Origin of the sequence: Demequina sediminis, assembly GCF_030296675.1 — a bacterium.
Classification (GTDB): domain Bacteria; phylum Actinomycetota; class Actinomycetes; order Actinomycetales; family Demequinaceae; genus Demequina; species Demequina sediminis.
In genome coordinates this window covers 2,652,957-2,673,473 of sequence record NZ_AP027736.1, presented here as the reverse complement: position 1 = coordinate 2,673,473, position 20,517 = coordinate 2,652,957, and the positions used below count along the sequence as shown (strand labels likewise).

Here is a 20,517-nt window from a genome sequence, read left to right as displayed (position 1 = left end):
CGGGTGAGAAGCGGGGCTACAGCTCCGCGTTCTCGTCGTTCTTGCCGTGGCACATCTTGTACTTGCGACCCGAACCGCACGGGCACGGCGAGTTCTTGCCCGCGCCCTCAAAGACGCGGCCGTCCTCCCAGGGCTTCGAACCCGACGCGGCGGGCTTCGCGACCTTCGCCGTTCCGGTGCCGTCCTGAGACGGGCCCGAGAACGTCAGCGCACCCATGTTCGCCTGGACGGGACCGCCCACCGAGCCGGTGGCCGGCGTGGCGACCAGTCGCTGCCCCGCTGGGCCAGGCACCGTCGCCGCGCCACCGCCGGGCGCCCGCGGCGCGGGGCTCGCGGCACCCTGGCGCTGCGCCTGAGCCGTCTGCGCCGCCTGCGGGGTCTGAGCCGCGGAATCCGCCGTCACGCCCTGCTGCGGCTGCGCCTCGCGCTTCTCGACCCGGTACAGGATCGAGACGGCCTGCTCCTTGATCGCCTCGGTCATCGACTCGAAGAGACCGTAGCCCTCGCGCTGGTACTCGATGAGGGGGTCGCGCTGGCCCATCGCGCGCAGCCCGATTCCCTCCTTGAGGTAGTCCATCTCGTAGAGGTGCTCGCGCCACTTGAAGTCGAGGACCTGCAGCAGCACCTGGCGCTCGACCTGACGCATGACGCTCTCGCCCAGCTTCTGCTCGACGAGGTCGTACTGGAGCCGGGCATCGGCCTTGATCTCGCGCTCCAAGAAGGCCGTCGAGAGACCGGACAGGTCGCCGGCCTCTTCGACGACCTCGTCGATCGTGAGGGACACGGGGTACACGGTGCGCAGGTCGCGCCACAGCGCCTCGAGGTCCCACTCGTCGGGCGAGCCCACCAGGGTCGACGCACGCACGTAGCCGCCCACGACATCGTCCACGAAGCCCAGCATCTGGTCGCGCAGGTCCTCGCCGTCGAGCACGCGGCGGCGCTCGGCGAAGATGATGTGACGCTGCGAGTTGAGGACGTCGTCGTACTTGAGGATGTTCTTGCGGATCTCGTGGTTGCGACCCTCGATCTGCGCCTGCGCGCTGCGCACGCCGCGCGTGAGCACCTTCGACTCGATCGGAAGGTCGTCGGGCAGCGCCGCGGAGTTCATGACGGACGCCGCGAGTCCCGACTGGAACATGCGCATGAGGTCGTCCTCGAGCGACAGGTAGAACCGGCTCTCGCCGGGGTCGCCCTGGCGTCCCGAGCGTCCGCGCAGCTGGTTGTCGATGCGGCGCGACTCGTGACGCTCGGTGCCGAGCACGTACAGGCCGCCCGCCTCGAGCACCTCCTCGCGCTCGGTCTCGACGTCGGCCTGCGCCTGCGCGAACACGTCCTTCCAGGCGCGCTCGTACTCCTCGGGGTTCTCGTGCGGGTCGAGCCCGCGCTCCTGCATCTGCGCGACGGCACGGAACTCGGGATTGCCACCGAGCATGATGTCGGTACCGCGGCCGGCCATGTTGGTGGCGACCGTCACGGCGCCCTTGCGGCCCGCCTCGGCGACGATCGCCGCCTCCTTCTCGTGCTGCTTCGCGTTGAGCACCGTGTGCTGGATGCCGCGCTTGCGCAGCTCCTTCGAGAGCGTCTCCGACTTCTCGACGGAGACGGTGCCCACGAGCACGGGCTGGCCCTTCGCGTTGCGCTCGAGGATGTCCTCGATCACCGCGTCGTACTTGGCCTTCTCGGACTTGTACAGCAGGTCCGACTTGTCCTCGCGAATCATCGGCCGGTTGGTGGGGATCGGGATGACGCCCATGCCGTACGTCGAGTGCAGCTCCGCCGCCTCGGTCTGCGCGGTACCGGTCATGCCCGCGAGCTTGTCGTACAGGCGAAAGTAGTTCTGCAGCGTGATCGACGCGTAGGTCTGGTTCTCCGCCTTGATCGGCACGCGCTCCTTGGCCTCGATCGCCTGGTGGAGGCCCTCCGAGTAGCGGCGGCCCTTGAGCAGGCGGCCCGTGTGCTCGTCGACGATGTCGACCTCGCCGTTCTGCACCACGTAGTCGCGGTCGCGGCGGAACAGCTCCTTGGCCTTGATGGCGTTGTTGAGGAAGCCGATCAGCGGCGTGTTGGCGGGGTCGTAGAGGTTCTCGATGCCGAGCGCCTTCTCGATCTTGTCGATGCCGGGCTCGAGCACGCCCACGGCGCGCTTCTTCTCCTCGACCTCGTAGTCGACCTCGGCCTCGAGCTCGCCCACGAGCCGCGCGAACTCGACGTACCAGCGGTTGTTGTCGCCCGACGCGGGACCGGAGACGATGAGCGGCGTGCGCGCCTCGTCGATGAGGATCGAGTCGACCTCGTCGACGATCGCGAAGTGGTAGCCGCGCTGCACGAGCTGCGACGGCTGCAGCGCCATGTTGTCGCGCAGGTGGTCGAAGCCGAACTCGTTGTTGGTGCCGTACGTGATGTCGGCCTCGTACTGGCGCCTGCGCACCTCGGGAGTCTGGTTGGCGACGATGCACCCGGTGGTGAGGCCCAGGAAGCGGAACACGCGCCCCATGAGCTCCGACTGGTAGCTCGCGAGGTAGTCGTTGACGGTGACGATGTGCACGCCCTTGCCGTCGAGCGCGTTGAGGTACGCGGGCAGCGTCGCGACGAGGGTCTTGCCCTCACCGGTCTTCATCTCGGCGATGTTGCCGTGGTGGAGGGCGCCGCCGCCCATGATCTGGACGTCGAAGTGGCGCAGGCCGAGCGTGCGGCGCGAGGCCTCGCGCACGGCGGCGAATGCCTCGGGCATCAGCGCCTCGAGGGTCTCACCGTCGCTGCGACGCTGCTTGAACTCGTCGGTCAACGCGCGCAGGTCCTCGTCGGAGAGCTCCTGGTACGCGTCCTCGAGGCCGTTGGTGAGTGTCACCACCTTCTGGAGACGGCGCAGTTCACGCCCCTCGCCCATCCGGATGATGCGGTCGATCAATGCCACCTTGCGCTCCTCGTTCTCCGAGTTTGGTCCCCGACCATCGTAGGCGGTCAGGCGAGGGGTACCGGCGCGTCTCGCTGAGGGCGCAACACCACGACAGGCGATCCGAGCGCGAGCGCGCCTACGATCTGCCACGGACCCAGGGATTCGGAGAACGCGACCACGCCAATGACGGCGGCAACCAGGGGCTCGAGCAGCGCGACGATGGTCGCGATGACGGCCGGCACGGTCGCCAATCCCGCGTTGAAGAGCGCGTGGGGAATCGCCGTGGCGATCACCGCGAGCGCGCCCACAAGGACCCATCCCGTCGTGCTCGACGGGACGCCCCAGCCGGTCGCGAGCGCGAGGGGAAGGAGGGTGAGGCCGCCGCCCGTGAACGCGACCGCCGTGAGGCGCGCGCCTCCCCACTCGGGCACCGCAGCCGAGGCCACGATCGACACCCCGGCGAAGGCCCCGCCGGCCACCAGCGCGAGCCCCACGCCCGCGATCGCGTGACTTCCGCCTCCGGCCTCCGCGGCGCCGCCCGTGAGGGCCACGAGTCCCGCGAGGGCGAGCGCGAGCGCGGCGACCGTGCGAGCAGAGGGACGATGCCGCCGCACCACGACGTCAAAGGCCGCCACCGCGAGGGGCGAGGAGCCGATGGTCACCATGGTCGCGAGGCCCACTCCGGCACGATCCACCGCCGCGAAGTAGGCCGCCTGGAAGACCGCGAGGAAGACAGCCATGACCGCCGCGCGCCGCCACATGGCGGGCGTCACGGCGCGCAGCCGCAGCCGCCCCAGCACCTGCAGCACGGCGGCAAGAACGAGGCCGGCGAGCAGGATGCGCCACATCGCGACCGCGACCGAGGGCACGGCGGAGTCACGCGCCAGCGCGTGTCCAAGCGCGCCCCCGGTGCCCCACAGCGTGGCCGCGAGGACCACGAAGGAGAAATGGCGGGGCCGCACCCGAGAAATCTAGCGGGGCGCGTGCGCCCGCGGATGACTCGGATGCGGCCCGGCCGCGTCAGTTATGCGCTCTCGCGCTCGTCCTCCGCCTCAGAGTCTGCCTCGCCTTCGGCGGTCTGCGACAGGTGGATGACGCCGTAGGTCCACCCGCGGCGCCGGTAGACGGCGGACGCAAGCCCAGACTCGGAGTCGTGGAACAGGAAGAAGTCGTGACCGACGAGTTCCATCTGGTCGATCGCCTCAGCCACGCTCATCGGCGCGGCGCTGTGGCGCTTCGAGCGGATGACGATGGGGGTGCCGTCGATCGGAATCTCGCGGTGCGATCCCTCAGGGGCGCCCTCCCATGCCTCGGCGCTCGCGAGCGCCTCCGGCTCGGCGGGCGTCCCGGCGGGCGCTCCGGACGGCGGCACCGCGGGCACGGGCGGCACGCTGTGCAGGCCCGTCTTGCCCTGGTGGCGGTGCACCTTGCGCTCATGCATCTTGCGCAGCTGCTCGACCAGCTTCTGCATGGCGCCGTCCAGCGCGATGTATCGGTCCTCCGCGGCGGACTCGGCGCGCACGACGCCAGGGCCGTGGACCGTGATCTCGACGCGCTCGCGGTCGCTCGCGTGCTTGGGGTTCCTCTCATGGACCACATGCACGTCGGCACGCGTCGCGCGGGGGCGAGCGCCTCGACCTTCTCCATCTTCTCGAAGATCTTCTGGCGCATGTCCTCGGAGACCTTGGTGTGCCGTCCGACGATGGCGATTTCCATGACGAAAACTCCTTCACTGTCGCGGTGGCCCTGTGCGGGCCAGGGGGCAAGGGGCGGCGGCGCTTCTCGCGCCTGCGGCATCACCTCCTCGCCTGGAAGGTGTACGACGGTCGTCGTCCTGGAACTCCTACAGTAGCGCGCCCGGAGGGCGGTCGCGCCACCTCGTCGGGCCGGGCGCGGAGGCAAGCACGATGCCCGCCACGGGCACCAGCCCGGACGCGCCCAACGCCCGCGCGGCCCGCGCCAGGGTGGCACCCGTGGTGAGGACGTCGTCGACGAGTACCACCGGCGCCACGCCCTCGCGGTCGGCACCCCGGCGCAGCGCGGCGCCGCCCGCTCGCCATCGTCCCCTGTCCCCCGCACCGCGCGACGAGCCGCGGCTGGGGGCGAGCACATCCGCGACGCTCACCCGCACTCCCGCGGCCTCCAGGCCGGCCGCCGCGGCGCGCGCGAGACCGAGCGGCAGGTTCGCGCCGCGCGAGCGCGTGTGCGCGGCGCGTGCCGGGCACGGCACGACGCACCACCGGTCGACGCCACCGACCGCGGCGAGCGCGGGAGCGATCCGCGCCGCCGCCCTTGCCATCGCGGGCTCAAACAGCCGCGCGAGGTCGCGCCTGCCCGCGTCCTTCCACGCGCCGATCAGCGCGTGCGCCGGGCCGTCGAGTTCGGTGACGGACCACACGGGCAGGCGCGGCGCGAGGGCACCGAGCCGCGGGGCACCGCTGTCGCAGCGCAGCGGTTCTTCCCACCACTGCGACTCGCACTCCTCGCACCACTTCACGTCGGGCAGCCCGCAGCCGGGGCACTCGACGGGCACCACGAGGCGCGCCACGCGCGCGAGCGGTCCCGGCGGCCTGCCCTCCACCCCTCGAGGGTGCCGGGGCGCGCGCGCCGGAGCCCCAGCATCGTCCCTGCTGTGGATGCCAGCCCGCTCGAGCCGGGCCGGGGACACCGGTCAGCCGGCGTACGCGAGCTCGGAGACGCCCGAACCCACCCCGGACCAGCCGGTGCCCGCGCGCTCGCGCACCGTGCCATCCGCCGACACGAGCGTGATGGACCGGTCGCCGTGGCGCGCCGAGATCGCGACCGCGTCCGGCACGGCCGCGTCCTGCGTGGTCCGGCCTCCCACCGACACGACCCACAGCGGCGTGGAGTCCGCGCCATCGCTGCTGCCCAGCAGGGCGACCGAGACGTCGTCGACCCAGATCGCGTCGACCACCACCCCGATGTTCGCGCCGATCCTCAGCGGCTCGCCCACGCTGAGCGGAGCGCCGTCCTGCGATCGCACCACCGCGGCGACCTCGACCACCGTCTGCGCGCCGGCTCGCGACACGACCAGCACTCGCGCGCCGTCACGCGACGGCACCATCTCGAGCACGGTACGGCCCGCGAGCCACCGCGCCTCGAGGGTGATCGGATCCGCGCCGGGGGCGGCCACGGTGATGGTCTCCGGCAGCGATCGCTCGCCGGTCCACAGCCACCCGTGACGGTCGAAGCTCGGCGGCAACAGTTCCTCGCCCTCGATCACGGTCGACACGTCCATCGCGACGTCGGGGACCGCGGCCTCGGGGTCGTACGGCTCGAGGGTGTCCGTGCCGCCCGTGAGGGCGTCCGTGGTGACGATGCTCGAGTCGCCCAGGCGGAAGGCCACCCTGGTGCCCGAGTAGGACGTGGCGAGCGCATTCGCACCCGCCGGCAGCGCGCCGCGCTCCGCGGGCACGGCCCACATGTCGTCGCCGTCCCACATGCCCAGGCGTCCCTGCACGAAGACCGCGGCGACGCTCTCGGGGACGGGCTCGCGCGCGAGGGTGTCGGAGGGTTCCGCGACGAGCGGCACGCCACCGGCCGTCACCTCGACATCGCGCACCCCCGGCAGGGCCGACAGCGTGAGGCGGAGCTGCTGCTCGGCGAGCGCGCGGTCCTCGAGGCTCCCCGCGGACTGCGCGGTGAGCTGGACCCGCGCGAGCCCCTCGGTCACCACGACCGAGTCGACCTGCAGCGCGGACCCCGCCGGGAAGCCCGTATGGACCGCGTTCGTGAGCCACGGCGACGGTCCGGCGACGAGTTCGCGTGCCGCCCACGTCGCGACATTCGACTGCGGCAGCCAGCGCTGTTCCGGCACCGCGGTCGTGAGGTCCTGAGAGGTGAAGATCAGCGGCACGGAGAGGAAGACGCGGTTGAAGGTGGCCTCGGCGAGCAGCGCGCCATCCTCCAGGTTCGAGATGCGCCACTCTCCCGAGTCGTCCTGCGTGACCTGGAACTCGAGCGTGGTCTGGGTCTCGGCCTCGGCCTCGACCATGCGACCCGCATCGTCGATCCACGCGGCGACGGGCACCGCGTAGGTGACGCGCCCCGCGGCCTCGTCGTAGTCGGGGGTTAGCGCGCCGGAATCGAAGACCGTGATGCGCGCGACCGGGTCCCACTCGGCGCTGGCCTCGGCGGTGAGGTACTCCCTGGCGACGGAGAAGTCCGAGGCGAATCCCGCCGCAGAGGCGCGGATGAAGCCCGACACGATCGCGTTGACGCCGTCACCGGGCCGGGGACCCTCCGCGAAGGGCACGAAGGGCTCGGCGCCCTCGACCTCGCCGCTGCCCTCGTTGACGGGACCCGTGGTGGGAATCGAGGCGCATGCCCCGAGCGCGAGCGCGACGGCCGCGCACAGCGCGGCGAGACGGATGTTCACGGTGCGACCTCCCTACGCTCTCCCTCGACCGGGATGCGCCGCGCGATGGTGCCGTAGTCGAGCTCCGCGATGACGAGCGGCAGCGGCGGGTCCTGACCCAGGCCGCGCGACGTGCGCGGCAGCTGGAGGCGGAAGCTCGCGCCCTTGCCCGGCAAGCCCCACGCCTCGAGCTTGCCGCCGTGAAGCTGCGCGTCCTCGCGCGCGATGGACAGGCCGAGCCCCGTGCCGCCCATCGTGCGCGCGCGAGCCGAGTCGGCACGCCAGAAGCGGTCGAATACCCGCTGCGCCTGCTGGGGCGTGAGCCCGATCCCGTAGTCACGGACCACGACGGCGACGGTGCGCGTCGAGGACGACACCACGATGTCGACGGGCCGCCGCTGCGCGTGCTCGATCGCGTTGGACAGCAGGTTGCGGATGATCCTCGCCACCCGGGGCCGGTCCATCGAGGCGGTGTGCGATCCGGACGCCACCCACAGCCGCAGTTCGACGCCCTGGCGGCGCGCCGCGGGCACCATCGCCTCCACCTGGTCGCGCACCACGTCAGCGAGGGACATGTCGTCGAACTCGAGCTGGGCCGCACCCGCGTCGATGCGCGAGATCTCCAGGAGATCCGCCAGCAGCGACTCGAAGCGGTCGATCTGCGTGTTGAGCAGCTCCGCCGAGCGGGCGACCTCGGGGGAAAGTCCTCGCGCGCATCGTGCAGCACGTCCGAGGCCATGCGGATGGTGGTCAGTGGGGTGCGCAGCTCGTGAGAGACGTCGGACACGAACCGCCTCTGCAGCCTCGACAGCTCCTCCATGCGCGTGATCTGGCGCTGCAGCGACTCGGCCATCTCGTTGAAGGTGCGCGCGAGCGTCGCCATCTCGTCCTGACCCCGCACGGTCATGCGCTCGCTGAGGATGCCCTCCGCGAGACGCGACGCGACGCGCGCCGCCTGGCGCACGGGCCGCACCGTCTGCCGTGTCACCTGGAAGGTGAGGACCGCGAGCAGCGCCATGAGCCCCGCGGCGCCGCCTCCGAGGATTCGCTGGATGAGGCCGAGCGTCGCCTGTTCGTCCGCGAGCGAGTACACGAAGTACAGCTCGTACTCGCCCGCCCCGCGAATCTCGAACGGCACGCCCACCACGACCCCGGGTTCGCCCGTCTCGGGCATCGCGACGAACTGCCAGGACTGCGCCGCGCCGCTCTCGACGGACGCGCGGATCTGCGCGCTGATGACGCTCACCAACTCGGTCGAGGACACGGGGGTCGACAACAGCACCCCGGACGTGTTCGCCGGGTCACGCAGCAGCACCAACCCGCGCGTGTTGCCGCCGAGCGTGCCCAGGCCGTCAAGCAGGTCGTAGACGAGTTGCTGGAGGTCGCCAGGGCTCTCCGCGGTCGAGGCCTCAACGTTGGCCGTCGCGCCCGCGGCGTCGCGCGCGGTCTCCGACAGGATGCGATCGACGCGGGTCTGCACCAGGCCGTCGCGGATCTCCGTCGAGATCACCGCGCCGATCACGACCACGGCACCCAGACCCAACACCGTGGTGGTCGCCACCACGCGTAGCAGGATCGAGCCGCGGAACCTGCGCCACACGCGCCGCGGGCCCCGGGCGAGGTTCGCCCACACGGAGCGCGCGCTGAGCCTCACGACCCGACGCCACCGGCCTTGTAGCCCACGCCGCGCACGGTCACGATGATCTCGGGGTTCTCGGGGTCGCGCTCGACCTTGGCGCGCAGACGCTGAATGTGGACGTTGACCAGCCGCGTGTCGGCGGCGTGGCGGTATCCCCACACGTCCTCGAGGAGCACCTCGCGCGTGAACACCTGGCCCGGGCTGCGCGCGAGCGTGACCAGCACGTCGAACTCGAGCGGCGTCAGCGGAATCATCTCGCCGTCGCGCGTCACGCGGTGGCCCGTGACGTCGATCTCGAGGTCCGCGACGCGCACCACCGCGGGAGTCGCGTTGTCGTTGCGGCGCAGTCGCGCCCGCACGCGTGCGATCAACTCACGCGGCTTGAACGGCTTCGGCACGTAGTCGTCCGCGCCCGACTCGAGGCCCAGGACCACGTCGACGGTGTCTGACTTGGCGGTGAGCATGATGATCGGCACACCCGACTCCGCGCGGATCTCGCGGCAGATGTCGATTCCCGACCGTCCCGGCAACATCAGGTCGAGCAGGATGACGTCGGGATTGGTCGCCCGGAAGGCCGCCACCGCCTCGTCGCCGTGGTCGCAGAACACCGTCTCGAATCCGTCACCGCGCAGCACGATGCCGAGCATCTCCGCCACCGCCGGGTCATCGTCGACCACCAGGATTTTTGCCGTCATGTCCCCATTATGCCGAGCGGCTCACGAGACGCCGTCAGGCGCGTGGCAAGATGGGCGGGACCGGACCTGGGAGGACGTCATGGAGCAGCGCGAAGACGCGGTCGCGTGGGCCGCGCCGGCACCCGTCGAGGGCGCGCCGCCGGCCCCACCGATGCCGCCGCCGGCCGCGGTCCCGCCCATGGCATCGGCCCCCTACTCCGGCGCCTCGCCCGCGGCGCCTCCGCCGCCCGCCTATGCGCCGCAACCCGCGTTCGCCACCCCCACCTTCGCCTCGTGGCAGCCCGGATTCATGCCGCTGCGGCCGCTGAACTTCGGGGACCTGCTCGCGCTGCCGTTCAAGGCGATGCGCTTCAACCGCGGCGTCATCGTGGGCGGCCCCCTGCTGCTGACGCTCGGCGCGACCGTGCTGATGTCCGCCGCGATGTGGCTGCTCTTCACGGATCCCTCGCTCGGACTGCTCGACCCGTTCTCCCAGTTCAACTCGATCAGCCCCACCACGGTGGTCGTGATCGTGGTCGCCGTGATCGCCGCGCTGCTCGCCGACGTCTTCTCGAGCGCGATCGTCGCACCCGGCGTCGCGCGCGGCGCGCTCGGCGAGAAGATCCGCATCGCCGAGGCCTGGAAGGTGCTGCGCCCCCGCATCGGCTCCCTGCTCTTGCTCTACCTGTTCGCAACGCTCTCGTTGCTCGTGGTGATCGGGATCGCGATCGCGCCGTTCTTCATCGCCGCCGCCACCGAGGAACCAGGGCTGATTGCCCTCGGCGTGGTGCTGCTCGTGCTGGTGGCCTTCCCGACGGGCGTGATCATCACCACCGTCGGAGGCATCGCGCGACCCATCGTGGTGCTCGAGAAGCGCGGCGCCGTCGCGGCCATCCGCCGCACGATCGGGCTGCTGCGCGGGCGCTTCTGGTGGGCGTTGCTGGTCGTGTTCGTCGCCGCGGCGCTCATCGGCCTCGTCTCCGGGGTGCTGCAGCAGGTGGGCAGCTTCGGCGCGGTCATCGTCTCGCTGTTCGCGCCCGACAACATGGTGCTCCTGGGCATCGCGTTCTTCCTCATCACGGGCCTGTCGTTGGTCGTGTCGTACGTGCTCACGTACTCGTACCTGGGTTCGCTGTTCACGCTGCTCATGATCGACCTGAGGATCCGCCACGAGGGCTTTGACCTCACGCTCGCCCAGGCGGCGGAGGCTCGTCGCGCGTGAGCATCGACACCCCACCGCTCCTGCCGGACGCGGACACCGCCAGACGCTGGGCGGAAGAGGAACTCGCGAAGGACGAGTACACGCGCGGCGGAGAGTCCTGGCTCGCCAAGTTCTGGGACTGGCTCATGCGCGCGTTCGACGACTTCGGAAACGGCGTGGGCGGTGCTCTCGGGTCGACGGGGACCATCATCGCGATCCTCGTGGGCGCCGGCCTCATCGCGCTCGTCGTGTGGCTCGTCGTGGGGCCCCTCCGCCGGTCGCGCCGCGCAGTCGCGGAGGACGGGTTGTTCGAGGACGACAGGACGGCCGATGCCCTGGGCCGGTCCGCGGAGGCCGCGGCCGCCGCCGGGGAGTGGGCCGCCGCGACGCTCGACATGTACCGCGCGCTCATCCGTCGCCTCGCGGAGCGCGACATCATCGCGCTCACGCCGGGCCTCACGGCTCACGAGGCCGCGACCCAGGCCGGCGCGGCGGTGCCTACGATCGCGAGCAGGGTGGGCGACGACGCGGACGCGTTCGACGGCATCCGCTACGGCCATGTCGGGGCGAGCGCCGAGACGTACGCGCACGTGCGCGAGACGTGGGTCGCCTGCGCGCACGTGCGCCGCACCCTCGACACGGCCGACTCCGCCAGCGGCGCGACCAGCGAGGCGCGCGCATGAGCGCCGCGACCGAGTTCCGCACCGCCCCTCCGCCGGTCGGCCTGCGCGAGCGCGCCGGTCGCGGCAAGCTGGGGATCGTCGCGCTGATTCTCTTCGTCGCGCTGGTGGCCGCGCTCGCGATCGGCGCACGCCCAGGCGACTACGTGGCGTTGTCGACCGAGAACTCGACGCCGACGGGCACACGCGCGGTCGCGCAGATCCTGCGCGATCACGGGGTCGCCGTGCGCCAGGTCGACCGCCTCGCGCAGACGCGCGTCGCGGACCCCGCCGCCACCACCGTCGTGATCGCCGAGCCCCATCTGCTCACGACGGGACAGCTCGGCTCGCTGGTTGACTACCCCGGCGACTTGGTGCTGCTGGGGTCGTCGGACGAGTCGCTCGAGGCGCTCGGGGTGCCCGCTCGCGAGCAGATCGTCGGGCTCCCCGAGACCGCGGCGGCGCAGTGCGAGGACCCCGACGCGATCGCCGCCGGCTCGGTCCGCGTCGACGGCTGGGGGCTCGAGGCCCTCGACGACGGCTCCGACCTGTGCTTTGTCCAGCGCGGCGGACTCGCCGCGTTCGCGCGCGTCGATGACGGCGGCCGCACCGTGACGGTCATCGCCTCGACCGCGCTCGTCACCAACGATGCTCTCGCGGAGCACGGTCACGCCGCGCTCGCGGTGCGCGCGCTCGGACGCCACCCCGACGTGGTCTGGTACGTCGCCGACGGGCTCGACCCGAGCCTGCTGACGTGGGCCGGTTCCGGGACCGATGGCGAGGTGCCCACCGAGGTCGAGGCCACCCCCGACTTCCTTCCGCCAGGGACCGGCAACGCGATCTACGCGCTCGCTCTCACTGCGCTGCTCGCCGCCTTCTGGCAGGCGCGACGCTTCGGCGCACTCGTGCGCGAGCCGCTGCCCGTCGTGGTCCGCGCCTCCGAGGCCACTCGCGGCCGCGCGCGCCTGTACCGCCGCGCCCGCGCCACGGGGCGCGCCGCCGCCTCGCTGCGGGCGGCCGCCGCGCTGCGCATGGGCCGCAGGATCGGGGTGGGACGCGCGGACGGCAGGGAGGCGCTGGTCTCCGCCGTCTCGCGCGCCACCGGCCGCACCACCTCGGACATTGAGCGGCTGCTGTACGGCCCGCCCCCGGCGGACGACGCCTCACTCCTCACCCTGATCTCCGAACTCGACGCACTGGAAAGCGAGGTTCACCGACCGTGACCGACACCACCCCTCCCGAGGGCGACGCAGCCGCTCCCGCCACACCGGCATCGTCCCCCGTGCCGCCCCAGCCCGTGCAGGAGTCCGCACCCGTACACGAGCCCGTGCCGGCCCCCGCCCCCGCGCCCGACCCGTCGGCGGGCGCGCGCGAGGCGCTGGGACGCCTGCGCACCGAGGTCGGCAAGGCGGTCGTGGGCCAGGACCAGATCGTCACGGGACTCGTGATTGCGCTGCTGTGCCGCGGCCACGTGCTGCTCGAGGGCGTGCCCGGCGTCGCGAAGACGCTGCTCGTGCGCGCGCTCGCCGCGTCGCTCGACATGGACACGAAGCGCGTGCAGTTCACTCCCGACCTCATGCCGGGAGACGTCACCGGCTCGCTCGTCTACGACGCGCGCACGGCGGCCTTCTCGTTCCGCGAGGGACCCGTGTTCACCAACCTCATGCTGGCCGACGAGATCAACCGCACGCCCCCCAAGACGCAGTCCGCGCTGCTCGAGGCGATGGAGGAGCGTCAGGTCACGGTGGATGGCGAGGCACGCAAGCTCCCCGACCCGTTCCTCGTGATCGCGACCCAGAACCCCGTGGAGTACGAGGGCACCTACCCGCTGCCCGAGGCGCAGATGGACCGTTTCATGCTCAAGCTGCCCGTCGCGCTTCCCGACCGCGCGACCGAGGCGAGCGTGCTGCAGCGCCACGCCGCTGGATTCGACCCGCGCAACCTCGCGGCCGCCGGCCTGGCTCCCGTCGCATCGGTCGCGGATCTCGAGCAGGCGCGCGCCGCGGTGGCCTCGGTGGAGATCTCGGCTGACGTCATCGGGTACATCGTGGACCTGTGCCGCGCGACGCGCGAGGCGCCCTCGGTGTCGCTCGGCGTGTCCCCTCGCGGCGCGACGGCGCTCATGGCGACCGCGCGCGCGTGGGCGTGGATGCGCGGGCGCACCTACGTCTCCCCCGACGACGTCAAGGCCCTCGCGGGCTGGACGCTCGCTCACCGCATGCGGATCCGCGCGGAGGCGGAGCTCGAGGGCGTCACCGCGACGTCCGTGCTCACGTCTGTGCTCACCACGGTGCCCGTGCCGCGCTGACATGCACATCACCGGTTGGACCGTCGCGCTCGCGGCGCTCGGGGCGATCCCCGCGGCGCTCGCCGAGTCGCGCAATGTCGCGTGGCTGTGGATCATCGGCGTGGTCGCGCTCGCGCTGCTCGACGTGTGGATGGCTCCGCGCACGTCGCGCGTGGGTGTGCGGCGACAGGCGCCCGGCGCGGTGAGGCTCTCGCAGTCGGTGCGCACCACGCTCGACGTCGCGAACCTGGGCCGCCGCCGCGTGCGGGGCGCGGTGCGTGACGCGTGGCAGCCCTCCGCGGGGGCCGCGTCCACCCGCCACGCTTTTTCGCTCGCCCCCGGCGAGGTGCAGTCGTTCGGGACGATACTCCGGCCCACCCGCCGCGGCGACCGCCAGGCGGGGGCGGTGACGGTGCGCACGTACGGCCCGCTGCGGCTCGCGGGTCGCCAGCGGTCGATCGAGGCGCCCGCCCACGTGCGGGTACTGCCCGAGTTCGCGTCGCGGCGCCACCTGCCGTCGCGACTGGTGCAGTTGCGAGAGATCGACGGCCGCACGGCCGTGCGCCTCAAGGGCGCGGGGTCGGAGTTCGACTCGCTGCGCGAGTACGTCATCGGCGACGACGTCCGCAGCATCGACTGGCGCGGCACCGCGCGTCGAGGCGAGGTGGTGGTGCGCACGTACCGCCCCGAGCGCGATCGCCGGGTCGTGATTGCTCTCGATACCGCGCGGCTGTCCGCCGCCCGGGTGGGCGACGCCCCTCGGCTCGATGCCTCGATCGAGGCCACGCTGCTGCTGGGCGCGCTCGCATCGCACGCGGGCGACAGGGTGCAGGCGACGGCCTTCGACCGCGTCGAGAGGGCGCGCGCGGCGTCGAGCGGGCCGCAGCTGATGGCCGAGCTCGCGGATGCGCTCGCGACGGTCGAGCCCAGCCTGCTCGAGCCCGACTGGCCCGCTCTCGTGAGGCTCGTGCAGTCCCGCGTCTCCCAGCGCTCGCTCGTGGTGCTGCTCACGACCGTCGATACCTCGGCGATGGACTCGGGTCTGATCGAGGCGGTCGCGGCGCTGCAGAAGCGACACCAGGTGCTCGTGGGCTCCGTGGAGGACCCCGAGCTGGGCGCGATGCTCGCGGATCGCTCGGACGCGGAGGCGGCGTACGGCGCGGGGGCCGCCGCGCGCGCGATGCTCGAGCGTGAGGCGGCGGCGACGCGCCTGCGCCAGCTCGGAGCCGAGGTCGTGCTGTCCCTCCCCGATGACCTCGCTCCCGCGGTGTGCGACCGCTATCTCGCCCTCAAGGCGGCGGGCCGGCTGTAGCGAGCGCGGCGCTGTGCCCAACGCGGCACTGTTCCCAACGCGGCTCCGCCACACCGTTTCGCGGCTCCGCCACACAGCAGTCGGCGTGTCGTCGGCGAGTCGCGAGCTGAAGTCGCAGATTGCGCACGTTTCCGCCCGCCTCGTGTGGCGGAGCCGCGGGGTGGGGGCGTGTGGCGGAGCCGCGGGGTGGGGGCGTGTGGCGGAGTCGTGTGGCGGAGCCGCGGGGCGGGGGCGGGAGGAGACGGCGCGAGGACGATGCCTATCCCGCCAGCGCCACCTCATCGGTCGCGAAGTCGCCCTCGGAGTCGCCGGTCACTCCCGCCCGGTGCGCGACGCGCCCGGCCACGAAGATGTACATCCAGAAGGCCGTCACCGCGATCACGCCGATCACGATCTTGAGCCACCACGGCATCGCGGAGCCGGTGACGTAGCCCTCGATCAACCCCGAGGCAAACAGCGCGAGCACCAGGCCGAGCGCGACACCGATCGCCGCCCTCCCCTCCTCCGCGAGCGCACGTGCACGCGGGCGCGGACCCGGCACGAGCATCGTCCAGAAGAGGCGCAACCCCGTGCCCGCTGCCACGAACACCGCGGACAACTCGAGCAGCCCGTGCGGGGCGATGAGCTGGAAGAACACGTCGAGCGCGCCATGCTCGGCCATGACGGCCCCCGCGACGCCCAGCTGGATGACCGTGTTGTACATGAGGATGAGCGGGAAGACGCCGGTGATGCCGAAGGCGATGCACTGCGCCGCGAGCCAGCCGTTGTTGGTCCATACCGTCGCCGCGAAGGACGTCGAGTCGTACTCCGTGTAGTAGCTCGCGAACTCCTGCTCGGCGATCGCCGCGCGCGTCTCGGGCGGCCCGATCAGCTCGAGGGACTCGGGATGCGTGAGCGTCCACCAGCCCGACAGGAACGCGAGTCCCACGACCGCCACGGTGACCCCGACCCCCACCACCGCACGCGGTAGAGCGCCCCTGGCAGACCCCACACGAGGTACCTGACCCCCTCGCGGGTCGAGGTCGTGTGCGCGCCGGTAAGCCACACGCGAGCGGTGGCGAGCAGCACGGACAGTCGCGAGACGACGGACGGCTCGGGCGCGGAGGATCGCACCGTCGCGAGGTCGCCGGCGGTGGCCTGATAGAGGCGGGTGAGCTCGTCGGCCTCGGCGCCGGTGAGTCGGCGTGCCCGAGTGAGCTCGCGCAGCCTGGTCCAGCGCGCCTCGCGAACGGCGCCAAAGGAGTCGATGTCCACGCCGCTACGATGCCACAGGAGAGACGGAACAGGGGAGCCCATGACGGACGAGGACTCAATCCTCATCGGCGAGGGAGTCGTGCTCGACTCCGGCGCGGCGCCTGTCCCACTACGCATGGTCTCGGGTGCGATCGACATGGTCGCGACCCTGATGCTCCTGGTCGCCGGGTTCGCGGCGCTCGACAACCTGTTGCCCGCCGTCAACGACGCGTGGCAGCGCGCGATCGTCATCGCGTGGACGGTGGTGGGGCTCGTGGTCGTGCCCGTCCTGGTCGAGACGCTCTCGCGCGGGCGATCGCTGGGGCGCTGGGCGATGGGCCTGCGCGTGGTGCGCGACGACGGCGGTCCCGTGAGCGCCCGCCACGCGACCGCGCGTGCCCTCCTGGCGGTGCTCGAGGTCTACGGCACCGCGGGCATGCTCGCCGTGACGGTGTCCGCCCTGGGCTCGCGCGGCAAGAGGATCGGCGACTACGTGGCAGGCACGTACGCGATGCGCACGCGCGGGGCCAAGCGAGCGTTGCCCACCCTCGCGATGCCGGTGGGCCTGGGCGAGTGGGCGCGCACCGCCGACATCACCCGCCTCCCCGACGGCCTCGCGCTGACCGCGCGCATGTTCCTCGCGCGCGTCGACAGCATTCACCCCCGTCGCGCGTGCGCATCGGCACGCTGTTGTCGCAGCAGGTCGCGACGCACGTCGCTCCCCCACCGCCGCAGGGCACCCACCCCGAGGCCTTCCTGGTCGCGGTGCTGGTCGAGCGACGCGACCGCGAGTGGCGGATCGAGAGCGCCCGCATGGCGCGCTCGACGAGCGAGGGTGAGGCGCTGAGGCGTCTGCCGTTCGGCATCCCGGACGCCGACTAACCTCCGCGCCGAGTCGTCACTGTCCCGAATGGGGACTGGGCTTGGGAGACGTCGGACGGGCAGGGGTCGTGGGAGACGATGCGGGGGCGGGGTCGTTCGCCCGGCGCACGTCGGTCTCGATGAAGATCAGGCGGGCGGCGGGGACCGCCTCCCGGATGAGCCGCTCGGCGGTGTCGGTGCGTGCGGACAGCGCGTCGAGGGTGGCATCCGCCTCGGCGGCCACCTTCGCGGTGACCAGGACGTCGTCGGGCCCCAGGTGCATCGTGCGCAGGTGGATGACGTCGGGGTAGCCCGCCTCGGCAAGAGCCGCGCGGATCGCGGCGACGTCCTCCTCGACGGCGGACTCCCCCAGGAGCATGCCGCGCGTCTCGCGACCGAGCACCACCGCGATCACCACCAGCAGGAGGCCGATCATGAGCGTGCCGATCGCGTCCCAGCGGCCGTCGTGCGTGATGAGGGTCATGCTCACGCCGAACAGCGCGAACACGAGCCCCACGAGCGCGCCGAAGTCCTCGAGCAGGATGACGGGCAGCTCGGGAGAGCGCGAGCGGCGGATGAAGCGGCCCCAGCCGACCTTGCCCCGCACCTTGTTGGACTCGACGATCGCGGTGCGGAAGGACATGGTCTCGAGGCCGATCGCCACCACCAGCACCAGCAAGGGGACCCAGTGCCACGACTCGATCGGCTCCGGATGGCTGAACTTGTGCCACGCCTCGTACAGCGCAAACAGACCACCGAGCGAGAACAGCACGATCGCGACGAGGAATGCGTAGTAGTAGCGGTAGCGCGAGTACCCGAACGGGTGCTCCTCGGTGGCCTCCTTGCGCGCGCGGCGTCCGCCCACGAGGAGGAGCACCTGGTTTCCCGAGTCCGCGACCGAGTGGATCGCCTCGGCGAGCATCGACGACGCCCCCGTGAGCCCCCACGCCGCGAACTTCGTGATGCCGATTCCGAGATTCGCGGTGAGCGCCGCGACGACAGCCTTGGTGCCGCCCTCGGTCGACACCTCAGGCCTCCCGGATGACGGCGAGGACCGCGTCGCGCACGCGCTCCATGAGCGCCTCGCCGTCGGCCTCGGCGTTGAGCCGCAGCAAGGGCTCGGTGTTGGAGGGGCGGACGTTGAACCACCAGCGCTCGCCCTCGCCCGGCGCGGGCCAGTGCTCGACCGTGAGCCCGTCGAACTCGTCGACCTCGACGTCCTCGGTCACGAACGCTGCACGCACCCGCGCGAGCGCATCGGGCACGGAGTCCACGCGGGAGTTGATCTCGCCGGAGGCGGTGTAGGGGTGATACGTCTCGAGCATCTGCGACAGCGTGCGGTCCTGAGTGCCCAGCGCCGCGAGCACGTGCATCGCCGCGAGCATCCCCGAGTCGGCGAAGAAGAAGTCGCGGAAGTAGAAGTGCGCCGAGTGCTCGCCGCCGAAGATCGCGTTGAGGCGCGCCATCTCGGCCTTGATGTAGCTGTGGCCCACGCGCGAGCGCACGGGGACCGCGCCGGCGGCGGACAGCTGCTCGCGCACCGCACGCGAGGAGATGAGGTTGTGGATCACGGTGGGCTCGCGACCCTCGGCGAGCTCGCGCGCCGTCTCGCGCAGACCCACGAGGCACGTGATGGTCGACGGCGTCACCACCTCGCCGCGCTCGTCGACCACGAAGCAGCGGTCCGCGTCGCCGTCAAAGGCGAGGCCGATGTCCGCGCCGTGGGCACGCACCGCGGCCTGGAGGTCACGCAGGTTGTCCGTGTCGAGCGGGTTGGCCTCGTGGTTGGGGAACGTGCCGTCGAGTTCGAAGTACAACGGGATGATCGTGAGGGGAGCTCCCCAGCCCGGCCTCGGTGCCCAGCACCGCAGGCACCGTGTAGCCGGCCATCGCATTCGCGGCGTCGACCACGACCGTGAGCGGGCGGATGCCGTCGAGAGGCACGAGCGAGCGCAGGAACGCGCCGTACTCGCCCACCATCTCGCGGGTGGACTCGGCGCCGCGCACCGGGGCGGTGGCGGGCGGCTCAACGAGATAGCGCGAGGCGAGCGCGCGCACGTCGGCGAGGCCCGAGTTCTCCCCGACCGCACGGGCGCGCGAGCGGCACAGCTTCATGCCGTTGTAGGCGGCGGGATTGTGGCTCGCGGTGATCATCACGCCGGGCAGGTCGAGCGCGCCCGACGCGTGATAGAGGCCGTCGGTCGAGCACAGCCCGATCCTCACGACGTTCACTCCGCGACACGTCAGGCCCTCCGCCACCGCGTCGGCAAGCCACGGCCCGCTGTCGCGCATGTCGTGACCGATCGCCACGGTGGTTTCTCCATCGGGCAGCACAATGGCGTCGGCGAACGCCGCGCCGATCGCCGTCGCGACCTCCGCGGTGAGATCCTCGCCCACGATTCCGCGGACGTCGTAGGACTTGATGAGGCCGGACAGGTCGGGTGCGTCAGTCACGGACCCAGGGTACCGGTGCGGCCGTCCTCGCGCGCCGGCGCGGCCGAGAGACGATGCGGCGGCACCGGAGGGCGATCAGGCCTCGTTCGAGATGACCCTGAGATGACCGCGGCGCGGCTCGGAAGCGAGGGGCACGGGAGGAGTGAATGCGGCGGCGGGGCGGGGCCGACCGGCCTCGCGGACAGCGCGCGCCAGAGCCTCGAGGTCGTCGGTCGACGGCTCGGGGTCGACCAGGTCGCTGTGGAGGTGCACCACATCCCAGCCGCGGGGCGCGGTGAAGCGGTCCGCGTGGTGAGCGCACAGGTCATAGCAGTGCGGCTCGGCGGTGGCGGAGAGCTGGCCCACCACCACGGTCGAGTCCGCGTACACATACGTGAGCGTCGCAGCCGCCGGGCGCGAGCACGACGAGCGCGAGCACTGCCGGGTTGCCATCACGAACAGTGACGCTACCCGCGCATCGTCCGTCGCGGCGCAAGCCACGCCGGGACGGCCCGGCGCTCGCGGTAGCCTCGCCCTATGTCCAGCCGCGATCGCCACGGCCGTGGCCTGCGCAGGCCACTGCTCCCCTTCGGCGCGCCCGGCCATCGCACGCGCGCCGAGAGGTTCGACGACCTCGTGGCCGACGCGGTCGACCGGCTGGAGCCGCGCTGGGGAGACCAGTGGGGGCGCGTCGAGTTCGGGACCGAGGACGTGCCGCCGTCGGATCCCACGCCATGGGAGGAGGGCGTGCCGCTCGGCAGGCTCTTCCCCGCCGACCTCGGTCAACCCTCGCGGGTGGTGCTGTACCGGCGCCCGATCGAACAGCGCGCGGAGCCGGCCGACCTGCCCGCGCTCGTGCGCGACGTCGTGACCGAGCACGTCGCCCACCTCGTGGGCCACCCGCCCGAGGACGTCGATCCCGAGTACGGCTCCTAGGGGGCGGA

The 20,517-nt window shown here is 72.1% G+C and carries 19 protein-coding genes and 2 pseudogenes; 8 read left to right on the top strand and 13 right to left on the bottom strand.

Features of this window, described 5'->3' with window-relative positions; all coding sequences use genetic code 11:
• Nucleotides 1–16: 16 nt before the first annotated feature.
• From secA to QUE44_RS14255, 7 genes and pseudogenes are all read right to left on the bottom strand, one after another.
• On the bottom strand, nt 17–2,914 hold the full coding sequence (secA, locus tag QUE44_RS13600; RefSeq protein WP_286215230.1) for a preprotein translocase subunit SecA: 2,898 nt from the start codon (nt 2,912–2,914) through the stop codon (nt 17–19).
• A 47-nt stretch (nt 2,915–2,961) separates the two neighbouring features.
• The gene (locus QUE44_RS13595) at nt 2,962–3,858 is read right to left on the bottom strand and encodes a DMT family transporter (protein ID WP_286215229.1); all 897 of its coding nucleotides are present in this window, start codon (nt 3,856–3,858) and stop codon (nt 2,962–2,964) included.
• Between the two features lie 62 nt (nt 3,859–3,920).
• Entirely contained in the window at nt 3,921–4,499 is a 579-nt protein-coding gene (locus QUE44_RS13590) for a ribosome hibernation promotion factor (RefSeq protein WP_286215228.1), read from the bottom strand.
• Nucleotides 4,500–4,739: 240 nt separating this feature from the next.
• A complete protein-coding gene (locus QUE44_RS13585) occupies nt 4,740–5,477 on the bottom strand; it encodes a ComF family protein (RefSeq protein WP_286215226.1) in 738 nt (245 codons plus the stop codon).
• 90 nt (nt 5,478–5,567) lie between these two features.
• On the bottom strand, nt 5,568–7,295 hold the full coding sequence (locus tag QUE44_RS13580; protein WP_286215225.1) for an LpqB family beta-propeller domain-containing protein: 1,728 nt from the start codon (nt 7,293–7,295) through the stop codon (nt 5,568–5,570).
• Entirely contained in the window at nt 7,292–7,849 is a 558-nt protein-coding gene (locus QUE44_RS13575; protein ID WP_286215224.1) for an ATP-binding protein, read from the bottom strand. Before QUE44_RS13575 ends, QUE44_RS13580 begins: the two co-directional genes overlap by 4 nt.
• Before the next feature lie 149 nt (nt 7,850–7,998).
• Nucleotides 7,999–8,292: pseudogene (locus QUE44_RS14255) on the bottom strand (HAMP domain-containing protein); the annotation flags it as partial.
• A gap of 34 nt (nt 8,293–8,326) precedes the next feature.
• On the opposite strand from QUE44_RS14255, the gene QUE44_RS13570 reads away from it, so the two are divergent.
• A complete protein-coding gene (locus QUE44_RS13570; RefSeq protein ID WP_286215222.1) occupies nt 8,327–8,641 on the top strand; it encodes a hypothetical protein in 315 nt (104 codons plus the stop codon).
• A 283-nt stretch (nt 8,642–8,924) separates the two neighbouring features.
• Here QUE44_RS13570 and mtrA read toward each other — a convergent pair whose 3' ends face one another.
• Nucleotides 8,925–9,608, bottom strand: a complete 684-nt coding sequence (gene mtrA / locus QUE44_RS13565; RefSeq protein ID WP_286215221.1) for an MtrAB system response regulator MtrA — start codon at nt 9,606–9,608, stop codon at nt 8,925–8,927.
• A gap of 79 nt (nt 9,609–9,687) precedes the next feature.
• Between mtrA and QUE44_RS13560 the strand changes: the two genes are divergently transcribed.
• Genes QUE44_RS13560 through QUE44_RS13540 form a run of 5 tightly spaced genes read left to right on the top strand, consistent with a single transcriptional unit; the run spans nt 9,688 to nt 15,046 of the window.
• Nucleotides 9,688–10,809: a hypothetical protein gene (locus QUE44_RS13560; protein ID WP_286215219.1), complete on the top strand. Its 1,122-nt coding sequence runs from the start codon at nt 9,688–9,690 to the stop codon at nt 10,807–10,809.
• Nucleotides 10,806–11,471 carry a DUF4129 domain-containing protein gene (locus QUE44_RS13555; RefSeq protein WP_286215218.1) on the top strand — a complete coding sequence of 222 codons (666 nt, stop codon included), beginning with the start codon at nt 10,806–10,808 and terminating at the stop codon, nt 11,469–11,471. The genes QUE44_RS13560 and QUE44_RS13555 overlap by 4 nt, the downstream gene beginning before the upstream one ends.
• A complete protein-coding gene (locus QUE44_RS13550; protein ID WP_286215216.1) occupies nt 11,468–12,670 on the top strand; it encodes a DUF4350 domain-containing protein in 1,203 nt (400 codons plus the stop codon). The genes QUE44_RS13555 and QUE44_RS13550 overlap by 4 nt, the downstream gene beginning before the upstream one ends.
• Entirely contained in the window at nt 12,667–13,755 is a 1,089-nt protein-coding gene (locus QUE44_RS13545) for an AAA family ATPase (RefSeq protein ID WP_425558029.1), read from the top strand. Before QUE44_RS13550 ends, QUE44_RS13545 begins: the two co-directional genes overlap by 4 nt.
• A gap of 1 nt (nt 13,756) precedes the next feature.
• The gene (locus QUE44_RS13540; RefSeq protein ID WP_286215215.1) at nt 13,757–15,046 is read left to right on the top strand and encodes a DUF58 domain-containing protein; all 1,290 of its coding nucleotides are present in this window, start codon (nt 13,757–13,759) and stop codon (nt 15,044–15,046) included.
• Between the two features lie 259 nt (nt 15,047–15,305).
• Here QUE44_RS13540 and QUE44_RS13535 read toward each other — a convergent pair whose 3' ends face one another.
• Nucleotides 15,306–15,974 carry a stage II sporulation protein M gene (locus QUE44_RS13535; RefSeq protein ID WP_350226847.1) on the bottom strand — a complete coding sequence of 223 codons (669 nt, stop codon included), beginning with the start codon at nt 15,972–15,974 and terminating at the stop codon, nt 15,306–15,308.
• Nucleotides 15,914–16,300: a hypothetical protein gene (locus tag QUE44_RS14250; RefSeq protein WP_350226846.1), complete on the bottom strand. Its 387-nt coding sequence runs from the start codon at nt 16,298–16,300 to the stop codon at nt 15,914–15,916. The genes QUE44_RS13535 and QUE44_RS14250 overlap by 61 nt, the downstream gene beginning before the upstream one ends.
• A 40-nt stretch (nt 16,301–16,340) precedes the next feature.
• On the opposite strand from QUE44_RS14250, the gene QUE44_RS13530 reads away from it, so the two are divergent.
• A complete protein-coding gene (locus tag QUE44_RS13530) occupies nt 16,341–17,126 on the top strand; it encodes an RDD family protein (protein WP_286215214.1) in 786 nt (261 codons plus the stop codon).
• A 51-nt stretch (nt 17,127–17,177) separates the two neighbouring features.
• On the opposite strand, the gene QUE44_RS13525 is transcribed toward QUE44_RS13530, so the two are convergent.
• From QUE44_RS13525 to QUE44_RS13515, 3 genes and pseudogenes are all read right to left on the bottom strand, one after another.
• Nucleotides 17,178–18,167: a cation diffusion facilitator family transporter gene (locus tag QUE44_RS13525; protein WP_286215213.1), complete on the bottom strand. Its 990-nt coding sequence runs from the start codon at nt 18,165–18,167 to the stop codon at nt 17,178–17,180.
• 1 nt (nt 18,168) lies between these two features.
• Nucleotides 18,169–19,594, bottom strand: a pseudogene (locus tag QUE44_RS13520) (phosphomannomutase/phosphoglucomutase).
• A 75-nt stretch (nt 19,595–19,669) separates the two neighbouring features.
• Nucleotides 19,670–20,026, bottom strand: a complete 357-nt coding sequence (locus tag QUE44_RS13515) for a DUF3499 domain-containing protein (RefSeq protein WP_425558028.1) — start codon at nt 20,024–20,026, stop codon at nt 19,670–19,672.
• Between the two features lie 84 nt (nt 20,027–20,110).
• Between QUE44_RS13515 and QUE44_RS13510 the strand changes: the two genes are divergently transcribed.
• Entirely contained in the window at nt 20,111–20,509 is a 399-nt protein-coding gene (locus QUE44_RS13510; protein ID WP_286215211.1) for a metallopeptidase family protein, read from the top strand.
• Nucleotides 20,510–20,517: the final 8 nt, after the last annotated feature.

What these genes read in the sequence shown, in the direction of transcription:
- QUE44_RS13575 (WP_286215224.1), bottom strand. Translation starts at nt 7,849, where the DNA reads ATGTCCCTCGCTGACGTGGTGCGCGACCAGGTGGAGGCGATGGTGCCC.
- QUE44_RS13570 (WP_286215222.1), top strand. Translation starts at nt 8,327, where the DNA reads ATGAGGCCGAGCGTCGCCTGTTCGTCCGCGAGCGAGTACACGAAGTAC.
- mtrA (WP_286215221.1), bottom strand. Translation starts at nt 9,608, where the DNA reads ATGACGGCAAAAATCCTGGTGGTCGACGATGACCCGGCGGTGGCGGAG.
- QUE44_RS13560 (WP_286215219.1), top strand. Translation starts at nt 9,688, where the DNA reads ATGGAGCAGCGCGAAGACGCGGTCGCGTGGGCCGCGCCGGCACCCGTC.
- QUE44_RS13550 (WP_286215216.1), top strand. Translation starts at nt 11,468, where the DNA reads ATGAGCGCCGCGACCGAGTTCCGCACCGCCCCTCCGCCGGTCGGCCTG.
- QUE44_RS13540 (WP_286215215.1), top strand. Translation starts at nt 13,757, where the DNA reads ATGCACATCACCGGTTGGACCGTCGCGCTCGCGGCGCTCGGGGCGATC.
- QUE44_RS13530 (WP_286215214.1), top strand. Translation starts at nt 16,341, where the DNA reads ATGACGGACGAGGACTCAATCCTCATCGGCGAGGGAGTCGTGCTCGAC.
- QUE44_RS13515 (WP_425558028.1), bottom strand. Translation starts at nt 20,026, where the DNA reads ATGGCAACCCGGCAGTGCTCGCGCTCGTCGTGCTCGCGCCCGGCGGCT.
- QUE44_RS13510 (WP_286215211.1), top strand. Translation starts at nt 20,111, where the DNA reads ATGTCCAGCCGCGATCGCCACGGCCGTGGCCTGCGCAGGCCACTGCTC.